The sequence below is a fragment of the Mycolicibacterium pyrenivorans genome (assembly GCF_025821625.1).
GTDB classification, from domain to species: Bacteria; Actinomycetota; Actinomycetes; order Mycobacteriales; family Mycobacteriaceae; genus Mycobacterium; species Mycobacterium pyrenivorans.
On the sequence record NZ_JACKSH010000005.1, the window covers coordinates 69,407 to 86,659 of the forward strand.

Consider the following 17,253-nt stretch of genomic DNA (forward strand, 5'->3'; position numbering starts at 1 on the left):
GGCGCTTTACGCGGGTGCGGCGGGCCGGTGATCACGATCACGTGGGGCCGATGCCCTGCCGTCACGAATGCCGGTGCGGCGCAATGGAGTCGTTCGGTGTCCGACATACGCCGATGACCCGCGCCGCGTTGAGTGGTGCGACAACATGGACGGCGCCCGAACCGAGGTGTCGACGTCGACGAGGAGGCGCTCGGGTGGATGGTGACCGGAGGATGCACCTGGCGTGGTTCCTCGGCAACGGCTTCGGGGTGCACGACTGGAAGAGCCAGTGGCGCGGCACGGCCGCCACGGACTGGATGAACGGCGAGTTCCACGTCGACTTCATCCGCGCGCTCGAACGCGCCTGCTTCGACTACCTGATCATCGAGGACTCCGCCTACGTGCCCGACGGTTACGAGAAATCGATGCGTTACTACCTCCAGAATGCGCGTGCGGTACCCAAACACGATCCGGCGGTACTGGCCACCGTGATGCTCAGCGCGACGCGCCGCATCGGCGTCGTACCCACCCTCGCGGTGACCGAGTACCAGCCCTACCTGCTGGCCCGGTTGGTCGCGACGCTGGACAACCTGTCCGACGGCCGGGCGGGGTGGAACATCGTGACGGGGAGCTCGGACCGGGCGGCACAGAATTACGGCAAGCAGGGCCAGCCCGCGCACGACCTTCGCTACGAGATCGCCCAGGAGATGACCGACGCCGTCTGCGCGCTGTGGTCCTCTTGGGACGCCGACGCCGTGGTCGCGGACCTGGAGGCCGAGGTCTTCGCCGACCACACCAAGGTGCGCCCGGTGGATTTCGACGGCAGGTTCTTCCGCAGCCGGGGTCCGCTCAACACGACGCCGCCGCCGCAGGGTCGGCCTGCACTGATCCAGGCCGGTGGATCTTCTGCCGGAAGGGAATTCGCCGCCCGCAACGCGGACAGCATCATCGCCGCCGCGACGTCGGTGGAGGAGATGAAGGAGTACCGCGACGACGTCCTCGGCCGTGCGGAGGCGGCCGGGCGAGATCCCGCCGAAGTCAAAGTGCTGTTCCTGTGCACGCCGTACCTGGGTGAGACCCATGCCGAGGCGGTGGACCGCAAGAAGCGTCACGACGACGAGGTCTGGGAGAACCCCGAAGCCGGACTCGCGAGCCTGGGCTTCATCACCGACATCGACTTCTCGCCCTACGACGTCGACACCCCGCTGCGGGACCTGGCCGCAACGTTCGAGACCAACGGACACCAGAGTTCACTGGCGGCACGTCTCGGGGATCCGGGGCGCACCCTGCGGGAGGTCGCGGCCGACACCCACGCCGTCGAGCCGGTGGGTACCCCCGCAGAGGTGGCCGACGAGCTGGGCAAGATGATCGGCGAAGTCGGCGGTGACGGCGTTCTGTTCGTGGCCGGGCCCCTCAACCGGCGGGTGGTTGCCGAGATCGCCGACGGCCTGGTGCCGGAGCTACAGGTACGCGGGCTGGCCCGGACGTCGTACGACTCCCCGCACCTGCGCGGAAACCTGGCGAGTTTCTGAAGCGTCACGTGGTTCGACGGGCCGTGGCGCTGAACGCGATTCGGTCACCGCGCAGCCGGAGCTGGGACAGCGCCCTTGGCTGTCCGTTCTGGTCCTCGATGACGTCCTCGAGCCAGATCAGTGGGGCGCCGACGTCGACGCCGATCAGGTCGGCGGTCTGTTCGTCGGCGGCGACGGCGCCGACGGTGGTACGGCTGGGGCCGATGCGAATCCCGAGCTGCCGCTCCAGAATCGAGATGACGTCCTGGCCCTCCACGTCGATACCGCAGGACTGGTCCTCGCTCACAGCGATGTAGCCGACCGTCAGCCCGATCGTGAGCCCGTCGTGCATCATCAGGCTCTCGATCATCAGGACGTTCCAGTCGACCGGCAGCCGCAGGCGGTCGCGCACCAACGGCGGGCAGCCGACCGGCCGGCATTCGATCGTGCGGGATTCGACCGGGGGAGACGGTTCGCTGGAAAGCTGGGCCATCGTCTTGAGCTCATCGATGGGCAGCAACAGCGAACCAGTGGCTCGGGTTCCGTTCTTGGGTTCGCGGGTGACCAGGCCTTCCCGGGCGAGTTGCTGTAGCACCGCCCGGACCGTGCTGCGGCTGGCCGACAGGGCGTCGGTGAGCTCCCGTTCGACGAGAAGAAGGTTCCTGCTCGTCGACATCAGGGTCGACCGCAGGAGGTCGTAGGTGCGCCGCTGCGAGTTGTTCAGCCGATCTGGGCTATGGCGCTGTCGTTGGTAGAGTACGTCGGGACGGATCGACCCGGTGTGGTGGAGCTTCGGCCTGCATGCGCCGTACGGTTCGCCCGCTGACACTGTTCCGTGCTCCTTTCACCGAACCCCACCCGCACATGGAAGCAGCCGATTGTTAACGCAATCAGCCGACGGTGATTCGTCCGGGTTACATCGCAGCCCGAATCACGCAGGCAGCGGCAGGGTCTCGACAACTTCGAGACCGTAGGCGCCGAGGCCTGTCCGGTTGACCTGATGGTTCGTCAACAGGCGCATGTGCCGCACCCCGAGGTCCGCGAGGATCTGGGCACCCACTCCCTGATCGCGGGCGTCCGTGCCGCCGTGCGGGTCTGCGTGGCCACGCAGGTAGAGCACGACACCTCGGCCCTCGGCTGCGACCATCTTCATCGCGTACGACAGCTGCAGCTCGCAGTCACAGCCCTCGGAGCCGAAGACGTTGCCCATCAAGCATTCGGTGTGGACGCGTACCAGTGTCGGCGAAACCCCTGGCTCCGCAATATCTCCCATCACCAGCGCGAGATGCTCACGGCCGTCGAGCACCGAACGGAATCCGCATGCCCGGAACACGCCGTGGTCGGTGGGCAGGCGGCTGGCCGCCTTGAACTCGACGAGCCGCTCGGTACTGCGTCGGTACGCGATCAGGTCCGACATCGTGACGATGGGCAGCCGGTGTTCGGCGGCGAAGAGGCGCAGGCGCGACCCGCGCAGCGCCGCGCCCTCGTCGTCGACCACCTCGCAGATCACCGCGACGGGCGGTAACCCCGCCAACCGGGCCAGGTCGACGGCCGCCTCCGTGTGTCCCGTCCGGCGAAGCACTCCTCCTTCCACTGCCCGCAACGGGAAGACGTGGCCTGGCCGGTTCAGGTCGCTCGGCGTGCTGCTGGGATCTGCGAGTATCGATATGGTCCTGGCCCGGTCAGCCGCGGAGATTCCGCTGCCGATTCCCTTGCGGGCGTTCACCGACACCGTGTAACCGGCACCATTGGGGTCCTCGTTGAGCGCCACCATCGGTGGAAGTTGCAGCCGATCGAGGTCGGGCGCCGACATCGGGACACAGAGGATGCCACTGGTGTGGCGCATCATGAATGCCACTCGCTCGGGCGTGGCGTACGCCGCCGAGAGCATGAGATCGCCATCGTCATAAGGGTTGTCGGCGTCGACAATGATCACCATGCGGCCCGATCTCAGCGCCGCGACCGCAGCCGCGATCGCGGAGCCGACAGGGTCGTCGGTGCCCGAGTTGTGCAATCGCGTTTCGATGACCGACATCGTCAGAATTCGCGCAGGTGGTCGCGAAGCATCGTGGTGGTGTAGTCACGACGGGTCAGGTTCCGCTTCTGCAGTGCGGGAACCAGGCCGTCGGTTATCTCGGTGACATAGCGGCGGTTGAGCCGCATCACCGGACTGGTGATCAGGAAGCCGTCGCCGCCGACCTGGTCCATCACCGAGCCCATCTCCTCGGCGACCTCATCGGGCGTGCCGACGAACTCGACGTTTCCGGTCAGCCCGCTGCCGGTCACCAATTCGCGCAGGGTCTTGTCCCTACCGCGGGACATGAAGCTCTCCAGCGACCCACGTTCACCGTTGGTCGACACCTCGGGCAGCGGCTCGTCGAGATCGAACTGGGCGAAGTCGATCTCGGTGATCGACGAGATCTCGGCCAGCATGTACTCGATGTACAGCGGATCGTTGAACCAGCGCTCGCGTTTGGCCAACGCCTCCTCGTGGGTGTCCGCGACGATCGGCGAGACGAGGTAGAACACCCTGCAGTGCTCGGGATCCCGGCCGTTGGCCGTCATCCGGGCATGGATGTCGTCGCGGTAGGCCTTCATCGCCTCGATGCCGTTGGCCGGGGCGACGATCGTGTCGGCGTGCTGGGCGGCCAGCTCCCGACCCGGCGGTGACGCGCCGGCCTGGGCGATCGTGGGACGGTACTGCGGGGACGGCGCGGTGTTCAGCGGACCGCGTGACTTGAAGTATTTGCCCTCGAAGTCGACGGTGTGCACTTTCTTGTAGTTGGCGTACACCCCGGTGGTGTGGTCGCGTTCGACGGCGTCGGGTTCCCAAGACTCCCAGAGCTTGCTGACCAACTCCAGGTATTCACTGGCACGCACGTAGCGCTCGTCGTGTTCGTAGAGCTTCTCGAGTCCGAAGTTCTGGGCGGCGCGGTCTTCGGCGGAGGTGACGACGTTCCAGCCGAACCGGCCGCGGGCGATGTGGTCGACGGTGCTGCACAGGCGAGCCAGCAGGAACGGCGGGTAGAAACTGGTCGACATCGTGGGGACGACCCCGAGTCGGTTGGTGGCGTTGGCCATCAGCACAGCGAGGGGCACGGGGTCGTGTTTGGGGTTGACCCCGTGTTTGAGGTCGTACTCCATCGTGCCGCCATAGGCCGTCGACACCATGAGTTTGTCCTCGATGAGGACGTAGTCGAACTTCGCGCGCTCGAGGTCGCGAGCCATCTCGACGTAGAACTCCCCGGTGAAATCGCGCGCCCCGTCGCCCCAGGTCCCGTTCCATTCGTCGGCCACAAAATTGAGGAACCACGCCAGGTGGAACTTCTTCGTCATGGACAAAGCCAAGTTGAGAGGCGTTACTCGGGGGTGACGTGCGGGTACCGCCGTGATTGCGCCGCGACCGCGTCTAGTTCAGCGGGTGGGCCGCCTCGTCGCGGCGCATCCCGGCCGCCCACATCGCCACCGCGGCGAACACCACCGGTGCCGTGCCGGCCGCGAGGAAGATCGCCTCCATCGACACGACCTTCGACAGCGGCCCGACGACGGCGAACGACACCGGCATGAACGCCAGCGACACGAAGAAGTCCAGGCTCGACACCCTGCCCAGCATCGCGGGCGGCACCCGGCGCTGCAGCAGCGTGCCCCAGATGACCATGCCCGCGCCGTCGGTGACGCCGACGACGAACGTCGCCGCAGCCATCAGCGAGAAGGAGGACGTGACTCCGACGACCACCAGTGGAATGGAGCCGACACTCCACATCGCCATCATCACCGACAGATAGCGGCGCGGCAGCCGTCGCGACGAGACACCCAAAGCGCCCAGCGCGCTGCCCATTCCGAAGAACGCGAGGATGAACCCGAAGGTTTGCGCGCCGTTTTCGAACCGGTCCTGCACGACGAAGGGCAGCAGCACTTCGATCGGGCCGAGCACCACCAGGACGAACATGCTCGCGAACAGCAGGGTCCACAACAGCCACGGCGTGCCCAGCACGAAGACGAAGCCGTCCCGCAGGTCCCCGAGCAACCGCGCCCGCTGCTGATCCTGCTGCGGGGCAGCGCCTTTCACCGTCTTCCCGGCGGCCAGCAGCAACAGTAACCCGATGGCGAACAGTGCCGCCACCACGACCGCACCCAGCGACGGGAACGTCGCACCGACGACCAGGCCGGCGACGGCCGGTCCGACGGCGCGCTGGAACACCGGTCGCACGACGCCTTCGACCCCGTTGGCCGCCAGCAGCTGCTCGGCGGGCAGAATCCGCGGCAGCAGCGCACTGTAGGCGGGGAAGAAGAACGCCGCCGCGATGCCGAGCGCGGCGGCGGCCACCGCCATATGCCAGATCTGCAGCGCGCCAACGAGTCCGAGGACGGCGACCATCGCGACGACAAGGGTGTTGACGGCTTCGACGACGATGATGATCCCGCGTTGGCTGAGACGGTCGGCGGCCAGACCGCCGACCAACACGAACGCGACCAGACCCACGCCGAGGCAGGTTGCCACCAACGACAGCGACGTGGGGTCGTTGTCGAGCTCGATCACCTGAAGCGCCATCACCACGGCCCACATGCCCTCGGCGAAGATCGACAGCGACACCGCCGCGATCAGCAGCCGGTACTCGCGGGACCGGAACGGGGCGAGCACCCGCCAGCGGCCGGGGGCCACCGGCTGCTGGAGGTCGAATTGCGTGCTCACCAACAGATGGTCGCGCACGCGCGACGGCCGAGTCGAACGATTTTTCGGTGCCGCCGGTCAATCTGGCGATGACCCACTACACGGAAACCGCTGTCAGGAGTCGGTGAAGTTCGCGGCCCTGCGCTGCTGGAACGCCTTGGTGCCCTCGGCGAAGTCGTCGGATTTCAGCAGGATCAACTGGCCCGCCGTCTCGCGCTCGAGCGCGGCCTCCAGCTCGGTCAGGGTGGCGGCGTTGATCGCGTCCTTGGTCTTCCGCAACGCCACCGCGGGGCCCGCCACCAGCGTGGCGATCACCTTGTCGACCTCGGCGTCGAACTCCTCGACCGGGTGCACCGAGCTCACCAGGCCCCAGTCGTAGGCTTCGTGAGCCGAGATGCGTTCGGCCAGCAGCGCCATCCGCATCGCCCGGATGCGCCCCACCGCAGCCGCGATCAGGGCGGAAGCCCCACCGTCGGGCATCAACCCGATCCTGGTGAACGCCAGCATGAAAAATGCCCTCTCCGAGGCGATTACGACGTCACAGGCCAGGGCCAGCGACACACCCACGCCCGCCGCGGCGCCCTGTACGACGGCCACCGATGGCTGTGGCAGGTGCGCGATCGCGCGGATGCAGCGGTTCGCCCCGTCCAGCACGTCGGTCGGGGGCCCCGCCGCGCCGGGGTTAGCGTGGTCTTCCTCGCTGATTCCTGCGCCCGAGCAGAAGCCGCGGCCCGCCCCGCCGATGCGCACCACCCGGACCCGCGGGTCGCCCGCGGCGCGTTCCAGCGTCGCCGCGAACGTCTGCAGCATCGGTGCCGTGAGCGAGTTCAGGCTGTTCGGCCGATTGAGGGTGACGGTGAGGACGCCTTCGTCGAGGCTCACGGTGAGGTCGTCGATGCCTTCGTAGACGTCGGTGCTCGGGTCGGTGGTGGTCATGAATGTCCCCTTCATTGGGGGCCTTCCGGACTGCTGAAGCCCCGTGGCCGGTCGACTTGGTTATACAAGTAAGCTATGTCGCGGTCAACCGAGCGATACTCATGAAGGGCGGTCAGGCATGGCTGGACCACTACAGGGACTTCGAGTTGTGGAGCTGGCCGGTATCGGCCCCGGACCCCATGCGGCAATGATTCTCGGCGACCTCGGTGCCGACGTCGTCCGCATCGAACGGCCAGGTAAGGGCCCCGGACCGGCGACCAAACCCGGTGGCGACTACCTGCTGCGCAACCGCCGGTCGGTGGCGGCGAACCTGAAGAGCGAAGAGGACCGCGGCATGGTGCTGCGGCTCATCGCCAAGGCCGACGTGCTGATCGAAGGCTTTCGGCCCGGGGTCACCGAACGTCTGGGCCTCGGTCCGCAGGACTGCGCCAAAGTCAACGAGAAGCTGATCTACGCCCGGATGACCGGCTGGGGTCAGGACGGCCCGCGTGCCCAGCAGGCCGGGCACGACATCAACTACATCTCGCTCAACGGCGCGCTGCACGCCATCGGCCGGGCCGGCGAACGCCCGGTGCCCCCGCTGAACCTCGTCGGTGACTTCGGCGGCGGCTCGATGTTCCTTCTCGTCGGGGTGCTCTCGGCCCTGTACGAACGGGAGCGGTCCGGCAAGGGGCAGGTCGTCGACGCCGCGATGGTCGACGGTTCCAGCGTGCTGTCGATGATGATGTGGGCGTTCCGCGGCATGGGCATGTGGAGCGACGAGCGCGGCGTGAACATGCTCGACACCGGCGCGCCGTACTACGACACCTACACCTGCGCCGACGGCCGCTACGTCGCGGTCGGGGCGATCGAGCCGCAGTTCTACGCCCAGTTGCTCTCGGGTCTCGGGCTGGACGTGGCCGACCTGCCCGACCAGAACGACATGAGCCGGTGGCCGGAGTTGAAGGCGCGGTTCACCGAAGCCTTCGCGGCGAAGGACCGGGACCACTGGGCCGAGGTCTTCGCCGGCACCGACGCCTGCGTCACGCCCGTGCTGTCGTTCGCCGAAGTCGAGTCCGAACCGCACAACACCGAGCGCGACACGTTCTACCGCGAGAACGGCTACCTGTACCCGGCGCCCGCGCCGCGGTTCTCGCGCAGCGCGCCGGCAGCCCCCACGCCTCCCGGCGTACCTGGCGCGGACACCGAAGCTGTTCTGCAGGAATGGGTTTGACCCCGCTTTTTGATTCAGGAATGAAAGGACAAGATCTGTGGAGATCAAAGACGCCGTAGCCGTAGTCACCGGAGGTGCGTCCGGCCTCGGCCTGGCGACCACCAAGCGACTGCTCGACCGGGGCGCCTCGGTCGTGGTCATGGACCTCAGGGGTGAGGAGGCCGTCAAGGAGCTCGGTGCGCGCGCCAAGTTCGTCGAGACCAACGTCACCGACCCCGAGCAGGTGGCCGCCGCGCTGGACGCCGCCGAGGAGATGGGTCCGCTGCGCATCGACGTCAACTGCGCCGGCATCGGCAACGCGGCCAAGACGCTGGGCAAGGACGGACCGTTCCCGCTGGACGGTTTCAAAAAGGTCGTTGAGGTCAACCTGATCGGCACGTTCAACGTCATCCGGCTCGCCGCCGAGCGGATCGCGAAGACCGAGCCCATCAACGGCGAGCGCGGCGTCATCATCAACACCGCGTCGGTCGCGGCGTTCGAGGGCCAGATCGGGCAGGCGGCCTACTCGGCGTCCAAGGGTGGCGTGGTCGGCATGACCCTGCCGATCGCCCGTGACCTGTCGCGCGAGCTGATCCGCGTCTGCACCATCGCCCCGGGTCTGTTCAAGACCCCGCTGCTGGGCTCGCTGCCCGAGGAGGCGCAGGCCTCGCTGGGCAAGCAGGTACCGCACCCGGCCCGGCTCGGCGACCCCGACGAGTACGGCGCGCTGGCCGTGCACATCGTCGAGAACCCGATGCTCAACGGCGAGACGATCCGCCTGGACGGCGCCATCCGCATGGCCCCGAGGTAGGCCGCGATGTCACTGAAGACGAAGTTCACCGAGACCTTCGGCGTCGAGCATCCGATCGCCCAGGGTGGTATGCAATGGGTGGGACGCGCGGAACTCGTTGCGGCGGTTGCTGACTCGGGCTGCCTAGGATTTATTACCGCGCTGACCCAGCCGACCCCTGCGGATCTGGCCAACGAGATCGCCAAGACCCGTGACCTGACCGACAAGCCGTTTGGGGTCAACCTGACGATCCTGCCCGCGATCAACCCGCCGCCGTACGACGAGTACCGCCAGGTAATCGTGGACGCCGGTATCAAGATCGTCGAGACGGCCGGCTCCAACCCGGCGCCGCACCTGCCGATGTTCCACGACAACGGCATCAAGGTGCTGCACAAGTGCACCTCGGTGCGGCATGCGGTCAAGGCGCAGAGTCTCGGCGTGGACGGCATCAGCATCGACGGCTTCGAGTGCGCCGGTCACCCGGGTGAGGACGACGTTCCTGGCCTGGTGCTGATTCCCGCGGCGGCCGACCAGATCGAGATCCCGATGATCGCCTCCGGCGGCTTCGCCGACGCCCGCGGCCTGGTCGCCGCACTGGCGCTCGGCGCCGACGGCATCAACATGGGGTCGCGGTTCATGTGCACCGTCGAGTCCTGCATCCACCAGAACGTCAAGGAGGCCATCGTGGCCGGTGACGAGCGGGGCACGGAGCTGATCTTCCGCACCCTGCACAACACCGCCCGGGTGGCGTCCAACGAGGTGTCGCGCGAGGTGGTGCAGATCCTGAAGGACGGCGGTCAGTTCGAGGACGTCAAGGATCTGGTGGCCGGCGTTCGTGGGCGTCGGGTCTTCGACGAGGGCGATGTCGACGCGGGAATCTGGACCGTGGGCACGGCCATGGGATTGATCAACGACATCCCGACTGTCGGGGATCTGGTTGCGCGCATCGTCGGCGAGGCCGAAAGCCTCATCAGCGATCGACTGGCGGGAATGGTCACGAAGTCCGCCGCGCGTATAGGCGTGTAGCCCGGGAATCGACTGGGACGTCTGTGGGGAACGCCCGTCAAGGGGCACGCCCGGCGTCAGGCAAACCGATCAGTGAGGAACGCGCGCCCCGCGGGGCGCGCGTTCTTTCACACTGCGGTAGGGAGTTGGTGCTCGTCGTCGAGCTGCTCGGAGGTGATTCCCTCTACCAGGACATCGCCGTGGTAGAGAGCATCGAAATCAACCTTGATGACATCAGCACTGGTGTCGTCGATCCACATGTACTGAACAGTAACCACGGCTCTTAAGGATTCTTTGAGCTGCGATTCGCAAAATGATGGCATTCTTACCGCTCGGTAGGATCCGTGATCTACCGGCGGGTAGCAATCATGTCGCCGGCGCCGTGAAATGGATCGGGTTGACGCCGTAGAGGGCCACCCAGGTCAGCACCGCTGCGGCCACCGCGAGCACCAGCAGGGCGATGATGAGCCGGCTTGACCAGGAGAAACGCCGCAAGAACCGGCTGTCCACGGAGTAGCTGCCCGCACCGGCGAACAGCAGGGCGGCCGCGCCGATGCCGATCAGGAACGGGACGTTGAACGGTTCGGACCAGAATGCCGCACCGGAGACGTTGACCGCCCAGGCGCAGAGCATCGCGCTGAGCACCGCGCACGCCGCCAGTGGGGTCAGCGCGCCCAGTAACAGCCCGATGCCGCCGACGGTCTCGGCGGTCGTCACCATGAACGCGGCGAACTTCGGGAGTCGCCATCCCGCGTCCGCCATGAACTGCGACGTCGTGGAGAAATCGAAGGCCTTGATCAGTCCCGCCTGGAGGGCGGCGCCGCCGGCGCCGAGCCTCAGCACCAACAGGCCGATGTCGGTCAGGCCGGCGTTCCGAGCAGGCGACGGTGCTGGTTGGTCGGTTGTCATCGCGGACGAACTTATCGCGGTCGGTGACTTCTGTGCAGTGTCCTCGGTCATGCCCATGTCGACTCGACGCTGTCCGAAAAGTCATCGGAGAGGCATTGACCCCTTCAAGTTATCGCTGATAACTTAGCGCCGATATCTCAGGAGGGCGCGCGTTGTTGCACCGGATCGCACTGATGGCCATCGCGGCGCCGCGGCGCATCCTGGTCGTGGCACTGCTCGCGATGGTGGGTTGCGGCCTCTTCGGCGTCCCGGTGATGAAGCACCTGTCGGCCGGAGGCTTCCAGGATCCGACCACCGAGTCCGCCGAAGCCACCCAGTTGCTGGTCGACAAGTTCGGCCAGGGCGACATGGAGTTGGTCATCGGCGTGACCTCAGAGTCCGGAGTCGAGGGAGCCGCACGCGGCGTCGGCACCGACATCGTCGCCGAACTGGCCGAGTCCCCCTTCGTGGGGAACGTGACGTCGGCGTGGACGGCGCCGCCAGGCGCCGCCCCGGCACTGATCAGTGAGGACGGCAGGACCGGTCTGATCGTCGCGGGGATCACCGGCGGTGAGAGCGGCGCCCAGAAGCACGCCAAGGAACTCACCGACGAACTGGTGCACGACCGTGACGGGGTCACCGTGCGGGCCGGCGGTACGGCGATGACCTATGTGCAGATCAACAGCCAGAGTGAAAAAGACCTGCTGTTGATGGAAGCCATCGCGATTCCGTTGAGCTTCGTCGTCCTCGTGTGGGTTTTCGGCGGGCTGCTCGCCGCGGCACTGCCGCTCGCCGTCGGCGCGTTCGCGATCCTGGGCTCCATGGCGGTGCTGCGCGCCGTCACGTTGGTCACCGACGTCTCGATCTTCGCGCTGAACCTGACGATCGCGATGGGTATGGCGCTGGCGATCGATTACACGCTGCTGATCATCAGCAGATACCGCGACGAACTCGCCGACTCCGCCGACTCGAGCCGTTTGATCGGCTCCGCCGACTCGAGCCGTTTGATCGGCTCCGCCGACTCGAGCCGTTTGATCGGCTCCGCCGATCGTGAACGCGCGTTGGTGCGCACCATGATGACCGCCGGCCGCACGGTGCTGTTCTCGGCCTTGACGGTGGCGCTGTCCATGGTCGCGATGGTGCTGTTCCCGATGTACTTCCTGAAGTCGTTCGCCTACGCGGGCATCGCCGTGGTCGGGTTCGCAGCGCTGGCCGCCATCGTCGTGGCGCCCGCCGCGATCGTCCTGGCGGGCGCGAGGCTCGACTCGCTGGATGTGCGCAGGCTGCTGCGCCGCGTCTTCGGCCGACCCACCCCGGTGCCGAAGCCGATCGAGCAGATGTTCTGGTACCGGTCGACCAAATTCGTGATGCGCCGGTCGATTCCGATCGGATTCGCGGTCGTCGCGCTGCTGATTCTGCTGGGCGTTCCGTTTCTCGGGGCCACATGGGGGTTCCCCGATGACCGGGTTCTCCCGCCCTCGGCGTCGGCCCGCCAGATCGGTGATCAACTGCGCAGCGACTTCGAGGTCGACTCCGCGACGAACGTCACGGTAATGCTGCCGGACACCGCCGGAGTCACCCCACGCACGCTCGACGACTACGCCGGTGAACTGTCCCGCGTCGACGACGTCTCGTCGGTATCGGCGCCCGGCGGCACGTTCGTCGACGGAGCCCTAGTCGGTCCGCCGTCGGCGGCGACGGGCTTCGCCGACGGCAGTGCTTTCCTCACCGTCGCCAGCAGCGCACCCCTGTTCACCGACGCGTCCGAAGCGCAACTGGACCGGCTGCACTCCGTCGAGCCGCCCGCAGGCGGGCAGGTGCAGCTGACCGGACTGGCCCAGATCAACCGGGACAGCGCCACCGCGATCACCTCGCGGCTGCCGCTGGTCCTCGCCGTCATCGCGGCCATCACCTTCGTGCTGCTGTTCCTGTTGACCGGAAGCGTCGTCTTGCCGCTGAAAGCGTTGGTGCTCAACGTTTTGTCGTTGACCGCCGCGTTCGGCGCACTGGTGTGGATCTTCCAGGACGGCCATCTCGGCGCGCTGGGCACCACCCCGACGGGAACCCTGGTGGCCAACATGCCGGTGCTGCTCTTCTGCATCGCCTTCGGCCTGTCGATGGACTACGAGGTCTTCCTCGTCTCCCGGATCAGGGAGTATTGGCTCAACTCGGAACGGACCGCCGCGGACGGCACCCCGATCGATCCTCACGTCCGAAGCGACGAGAGCGTCGCCCTCGGTCTGGCAAGAACCGGGCGGGTGGTGACCGCCGCGGCACTGGTGATGTCGATCTCGTTCGCCGCGTTGATCGCCGCCCAGGTGTCGTTCATGCGGATGTTCGGTGTCGGCCTGACACTCGCCATCCTGGCCGACGCCACATTGGTCCGCATGCTGCTGGTGCCCGCCTTCATGCATGTGCTGGGCCGCTGGAACTGGTGGGCCCCCGCACCCCTGGTGAAGTTGCACGAACGGATCGGCTTGCGCGAGACCCTCGCCGACGACCTGCCCGGCGAACCCGCCGCAGGCGATCGCATCACGTCGGGAAAGCGGGCCGGTTAGCGTGAGCGTCCAACGACTCCGGCGCCGCCGGGCGCCCAGGGGATCAGGCGATCAGCTTCGAGACGAGATACTCGACGCGGCAACTGATCTGCTGCTCGACACGGGCGACGCGAAAGCAGTGTCGATCCGGTCGGTGGCGCAGCGGGTCGGCGTCACACCGCCGTCGATCTATCTGCACTTCGCCGACAAGGACGCGCTGCTGGATGCGGTGTGCGTGCGGTACTTCGAGAAACTGGACGAGGAGATGCAGGAGGTTGCAGGGCGGGCGGGGGACGTCGGCGCCTCCGCGGTGGACGTGTTGCGGGCGCAGGGCCTGGCGTACGTCCGGTTCGCGCTGAAAACCCCGGAGCTGTACCGCATTGCGACCATGGGGCAGGGCAGCCCTGGGAGCGACGTGGACATGACGCTGAACAGTTCGGCGTTCGTCCACATGCGCACGTCGGTGGAGGCGCTGATCGACGAGGGGATCTACCCGCCGGGGGACCCCACCGCCCTGGCACTCGAGCTGTGGACCGTGGCGCACGGTGTGGCGGCGCTGCTGATCTCCCGTCCTTACCTGCCCTGGGGAGATGTGGAAGAGTTCGCAGATCGGGTGTTGCGTTCGGTCTGTTGTGGGCACATCGTGTCCGGCGCGATCCGGCCCGCCGATCCGCCACGCGACACGGTGACCTGGTTGAAGGAGGCTGTGGATGAGCGAAACCGTCGATAATCCGTTTTTCGCCCGGCTGTGGACCGCGATGTCGTCGCGGGAACCCGAATCGCTTCGGAGGTTGCGACGCGAGAACCTGGCCGGGCTGTCCGGCCGGGTGCTCGAGGTCGGCGCCGGCACCGGGACCAACTTCGAGCTCTACCCCGGCACCGTCACCGAGGTGGTCGCCGTCGAGCCCGAACGCAGGCTCGCGGAGGTGGCCGAACGCGCGGCCGCCGACGCACCGATACCGGTCACGGTCGACACCGGCACCGTCGAGAAGTTCGCCGACAACGGACAGTTCGACGCCGTGGTGTGCTCGCTGGTGCTGTGCTCCGTTGACGATCCGCAACAGGTGGTCAGGCAGTTGTATTCACTGTTGCGCCCCGGCGGGGAGCTTCGCTACCTCGAACACATCGCAGGCTCCGGCGCCCGCGCCCGGCTGCAGAAGTTCGCCGACGCCACGGTCTGGCCGAAGATGCTGGGCAATTGCCACACCCACCGCGACACCGAGCAGACGATCGTCGGGGCGGGATTCCGGGTCGAGGGCGCCCGCCGCGAGTGGGCGCTGCCGGCCTGGGTGCCGCTGCCGGTGTCCGAGTTCGCGATCGGTGTCGCGGTCAAGCCGGCCTGACCGGGCGAAGTACGGTCAGCCCAGCAGGGCCGGCAGCCGCTGCAACAGCCCCGGAAGCACCGTCGCCGCCGACTCGCGCAGCGTCAGCGTCGCGCTCCTCGACAGCGGCGTGGGCTCCGGGTTGACCTCGATCACGGGGGTGCCGTTGGCGACGGCCATCTCGGGCAGGCCCGCTGCGGGATAGACGACCGACGACGTGCCGACCGCCACGACGAGGTCGGCGTTGGCCACCGCGTCCACCGACTGTTGCCACGCGTCGTCGGGTAGCGCTTCGCCGAACCACACCACGTTGGGCCGCACCAACCCGCCGCATTCACAGCGTGGCGGCTCGACCGCCTCGACCGGCTCCGGCATCGTGGGTACGTCGCCGTGGTAGGCGGATTGGCACAGGTCGCAACGGAATTCGAACAGACTGCCGTGGACGTGGTGCACCCGGCTGCTGCCGGCACGCTCGTGCAGGTTGTCCACGTTCTGGGTCACGACGTGCACGTCGGCATAGTCCTCCCACGCGGCGACGGCTCGATGGGCGTTGTTGGGGGCGACGGCCCTCATCATGTGGTGGCGCCACAGGTACCAGGCCCACACCCGCTCGGGGTGGGCTTGCCAACCCTGAGCGCTGGAGATCTCGTAGGGGTCGACCTTGGCCCACAGCCCGGTCTCCACGTCGCGGAATGTGGGCACACCGCTCTCGGCCGAGATCCCGGCCCCGCTGAACACCGTCACCTGCACCCCCCCAAACTAGTCGCTGTGGGTGATACTGGGCACGTGGCCGAGTTGGGGGATTGGGTACGCGTCGATCCGGACGCCGCCAGGCCGTTGTTCGACCAGCTCAGATCGCAGATCATCGACGGGGTACGCGACGGGCAGCTCGCCCCGGGCACCCGGCTGCCGACGGTCCGTGAGCTGGCGGGTCAGATCAACCTGGCGGTCAACACCGTGGCGCGTGCGTACCGGGAGTTGGAAGCAGCGGGCATTCTCGAAACGAGAGGTCGATTCGGCACTTTCGTGGCGCGGTCGGATCCGGCCGATGCGGCGATGGCGACCGCGGCGCACACGTTCGTGTCCGCGGCGCGAGCGCTGGGCGTCGACAAAGGTGAGGCGCTGCGTTACGTGGAGACGGCCTTCGGTTGATCAGCCGAACTCGAGCAGTGTGGTCAGCGGTCGTATGGGGTCGAGCAGCCGGAAGCGCGGCACCGTCCACAGCAGCGCGTTGACCAGCCGCCCGCGTCCGCCCTCCACCGGGACGTCGTGCACGGCGCGCACCCCCGGCACGGTGTTGACGAGATCGGCCACCTCGGCGACCGACAGCGTGAACGGCATCGAGGGCACCCGGTAGCGCAGCGAGGTCCGCACCCCGCGACGGGCCAGCGCCGCCAAGCCCGACGGCGGCAGGTCGAACATCATCTGCCCGCCGGGAAAGCGAGACGCGCACTCGGTGATCAGCGCCATCGCCTCATCGGGCTGCAGATACATCAGCAACCCCTCGGCGGTGATGAACACGCCGTGATCGGTATCGACCTGGTCCATCCAGCTGAAGTCCAGGGCCGATTGCGCGCACAGCTGCACCCGGTCGGATGCGGGCAGCAGCTTGCGGCGCAGTTCGATCATCGGGGGGAGGTCGACGGTCAGCCAACGGAACTGGTCGCCGAGGCCGGCGGCGTCGAGCCGGTAGGAACTGGTCTGGAGGCCTTCGGCGAGCGCGACCACGGTGGCCTTCGGGTGGTCGAGGAGGTAGCGGCGGGCGTGCTTGTCGAAGGTCAACGCGCGCAACGCCATATCCTGGCGCCGGATGAAGCCGAACTTGGCGAAGTCGTAGTCGATGGAGTCGACCAGGTGAATCGCCATGGGGTCGTCGAGGATGGCGTCGGGCCGCCTGGCCTCCGTCGCTCTGACCAGCAGCGTCATCAGTGCGGTCTCGGACACCCCGGTCAGGTCGGCGGTGTGTTTTCCCGTCATCTGGTTCCTATCTGGATCCATCTGGCCCTGCGCTACCCGCGCAGGACTTTGTCGATTGTGCGCAGATTGCGCGTGGTGGTCGACGACTTGAAGCGCTAGGAATGGTGGCCGTCCACCTCGCGCTCGAACGGGTACGCCGCCGAGATCTCGGCGAGCGTGTCCAGGTCGTAGGCGAGTACCCAGGCGTCGTAACCGAATTCATCACGCAGCGCTTGTTCGGCTGTCCTCCGGACGGCGGCCACCCCGGCGCGGCTGTCGAGCAGGACGTTGCCGCTGGCCAGGATGGTCTTGACGTCGCCGAATCCCGCCGCCTCCAGTGCCTGCGCGACCGCGGCCATCTTGAGGTTGACGCCACCGACGTTCACCCCGCGCAGGAACGCGGCATAGCGCGTCATCGCGACGGCGTCCGGTTCGTAGTGGCGTAGGGGCCGCCGGGGACGTCGT

The 17,253-nt window shown here is 67.3% G+C and carries 17 protein-coding genes and 1 pseudogene; 8 read left to right on the plus strand and 10 right to left on the minus strand.

Annotated elements, in window-relative coordinates:
* Nucleotides 1–194 precede the first annotated feature (194 nt).
* Nucleotides 195–1,511 (plus strand): NtaA/DmoA family FMN-dependent monooxygenase, encoded by a 1,317-nt coding sequence (locus tag H7I57_RS00460; RefSeq protein ID WP_264021240.1) that lies wholly within the window; start codon nucleotides 195–197, stop codon nucleotides 1,509–1,511.
* A 4-nt stretch (nucleotides 1,512–1,515) separates the two neighbouring features.
* Here H7I57_RS00460 and H7I57_RS00465 read toward each other — a convergent pair whose 3' ends face one another.
* From H7I57_RS00465 to H7I57_RS00485, 5 genes are all read right to left on the minus strand, one after another.
* Nucleotides 1,516–2,319: a GntR family transcriptional regulator gene (locus tag H7I57_RS00465; RefSeq protein ID WP_264021241.1), complete on the minus strand. Its 804-nt coding sequence runs from the start codon at nucleotides 2,317–2,319 to the stop codon at nucleotides 1,516–1,518.
* Nucleotides 2,320–2,421: 102 nt separating this feature from the next.
* The gene (gene ribB / locus H7I57_RS00470) at nucleotides 2,422–3,525 is read right to left on the minus strand and encodes a 3,4-dihydroxy-2-butanone-4-phosphate synthase (RefSeq protein ID WP_264021242.1); all 1,104 of its coding nucleotides are present in this window, start codon (nucleotides 3,523–3,525) and stop codon (nucleotides 2,422–2,424) included.
* A 2-nt stretch (nucleotides 3,526–3,527) separates the two neighbouring features.
* Nucleotides 3,528–4,826: an NtaA/DmoA family FMN-dependent monooxygenase gene (locus tag H7I57_RS00475; RefSeq protein ID WP_264021243.1), complete on the minus strand. Its 1,299-nt coding sequence runs from the start codon at nucleotides 4,824–4,826 to the stop codon at nucleotides 3,528–3,530.
* Nucleotides 4,827–4,899: 73 nt separating this feature from the next.
* Nucleotides 4,900–6,153, minus strand: coding sequence for a tetracycline efflux MFS transporter Tet(V) (gene tet(V), locus H7I57_RS00480; protein WP_264021278.1), 1,254 nt, complete (start codon nucleotides 6,151–6,153; stop codon nucleotides 4,900–4,902).
* A 123-nt stretch (nucleotides 6,154–6,276) separates the two neighbouring features.
* The gene (locus H7I57_RS00485) at nucleotides 6,277–7,098 is read right to left on the minus strand and encodes an enoyl-CoA hydratase (RefSeq protein ID WP_264021244.1); all 822 of its coding nucleotides are present in this window, start codon (nucleotides 7,096–7,098) and stop codon (nucleotides 6,277–6,279) included.
* Between the two features lie 118 nt (nucleotides 7,099–7,216).
* Here H7I57_RS00485 and H7I57_RS00490 point away from each other — a divergent pair, with 118 nt between their 5' ends.
* Genes H7I57_RS00490 through H7I57_RS00500 form a run of 3 tightly spaced genes read left to right on the plus strand, consistent with a single transcriptional unit; the run spans nucleotide 7,217 to nucleotide 10,106 of the window.
* Nucleotides 7,217–8,311, plus strand: a complete 1,095-nt coding sequence (locus H7I57_RS00490) for a CaiB/BaiF CoA transferase family protein (protein WP_264021245.1) — start codon at nucleotides 7,217–7,219, stop codon at nucleotides 8,309–8,311.
* A gap of 37 nt (nucleotides 8,312–8,348) precedes the next feature.
* Nucleotides 8,349–9,101, plus strand: coding sequence for a 3-hydroxyacyl-CoA dehydrogenase (locus H7I57_RS00495; RefSeq protein WP_264021246.1), 753 nt, complete (start codon nucleotides 8,349–8,351; stop codon nucleotides 9,099–9,101).
* Between the two features lie 6 nt (nucleotides 9,102–9,107).
* Nucleotides 9,108–10,106, plus strand: coding sequence for an NAD(P)H-dependent flavin oxidoreductase (locus H7I57_RS00500; RefSeq protein WP_264021248.1), 999 nt, complete (start codon nucleotides 9,108–9,110; stop codon nucleotides 10,104–10,106).
* Nucleotides 10,107–10,213: 107 nt separating this feature from the next.
* Here H7I57_RS00500 and H7I57_RS00505 read toward each other — a convergent pair whose 3' ends face one another.
* On the minus strand, nucleotides 10,214–10,345 hold the full coding sequence (locus H7I57_RS00505; RefSeq protein ID WP_264021249.1) for a hypothetical protein: 132 nt from the start codon (nucleotides 10,343–10,345) through the stop codon (nucleotides 10,214–10,216).
* A 106-nt stretch (nucleotides 10,346–10,451) separates the two neighbouring features.
* Nucleotides 10,452–10,994, minus strand: coding sequence for a DoxX family protein (locus H7I57_RS00510; protein ID WP_264021250.1), 543 nt, complete (start codon nucleotides 10,992–10,994; stop codon nucleotides 10,452–10,454).
* Nucleotides 10,995–11,146: 152 nt separating this feature from the next.
* On the opposite strand from H7I57_RS00510, the gene H7I57_RS00515 reads away from it, so the two are divergent.
* From H7I57_RS00515 to H7I57_RS00525, 3 genes are read left to right on the plus strand one after another with little or no spacing between them, the layout of a single operon-like run.
* Nucleotides 11,147–13,531 (plus strand): MMPL family transporter, encoded by a 2,385-nt coding sequence (locus H7I57_RS00515; RefSeq protein WP_264021251.1) that lies wholly within the window; start codon nucleotides 11,147–11,149, stop codon nucleotides 13,529–13,531.
* Between the two features lies 1 nt (nucleotide 13,532).
* The gene (locus H7I57_RS00520) at nucleotides 13,533–14,240 is read left to right on the plus strand and encodes a TetR/AcrR family transcriptional regulator (protein WP_264021252.1); all 708 of its coding nucleotides are present in this window, start codon (nucleotides 13,533–13,535) and stop codon (nucleotides 14,238–14,240) included.
* Complete coding sequence (locus tag H7I57_RS00525; RefSeq protein WP_264021253.1) at nucleotides 14,221–14,853, plus strand: class I SAM-dependent methyltransferase; 633 nt, start codon at nucleotides 14,221–14,223, stop codon at nucleotides 14,851–14,853. The genes H7I57_RS00520 and H7I57_RS00525 overlap by 20 nt, the downstream gene beginning before the upstream one ends.
* Nucleotides 14,854–14,868: 15 nt before the next feature.
* Here the strand turns inward: H7I57_RS00525 and H7I57_RS00530 are convergent, their stop codons facing one another.
* Entirely contained in the window at nucleotides 14,869–15,582 is a 714-nt protein-coding gene (locus tag H7I57_RS00530; RefSeq protein ID WP_264021254.1) for an NAD-dependent deacylase, read from the minus strand.
* Between the two features lie 36 nt (nucleotides 15,583–15,618).
* Between H7I57_RS00530 and H7I57_RS00535 the strand changes: the two genes are divergently transcribed.
* On the plus strand, nucleotides 15,619–15,984 hold the full coding sequence (locus H7I57_RS00535; RefSeq protein ID WP_264021279.1) for an Rv1152 family transcriptional regulator: 366 nt from the start codon (nucleotides 15,619–15,621) through the stop codon (nucleotides 15,982–15,984).
* Here H7I57_RS00535 and H7I57_RS00540 read toward each other — a convergent pair whose 3' ends face one another.
* On the minus strand, nucleotides 15,985–16,809 hold the full coding sequence (locus H7I57_RS00540) for a class I SAM-dependent methyltransferase (protein WP_264021255.1): 825 nt from the start codon (nucleotides 16,807–16,809) through the stop codon (nucleotides 15,985–15,987).
* Nucleotides 16,810–16,907: 98 nt separating this feature from the next.
* Nucleotides 16,908–17,204, minus strand: a pseudogene (locus tag H7I57_RS00545) (DUF1697 domain-containing protein); the annotation flags it as partial.
* Nucleotides 17,205–17,253: the final 49 nt, after the last annotated feature.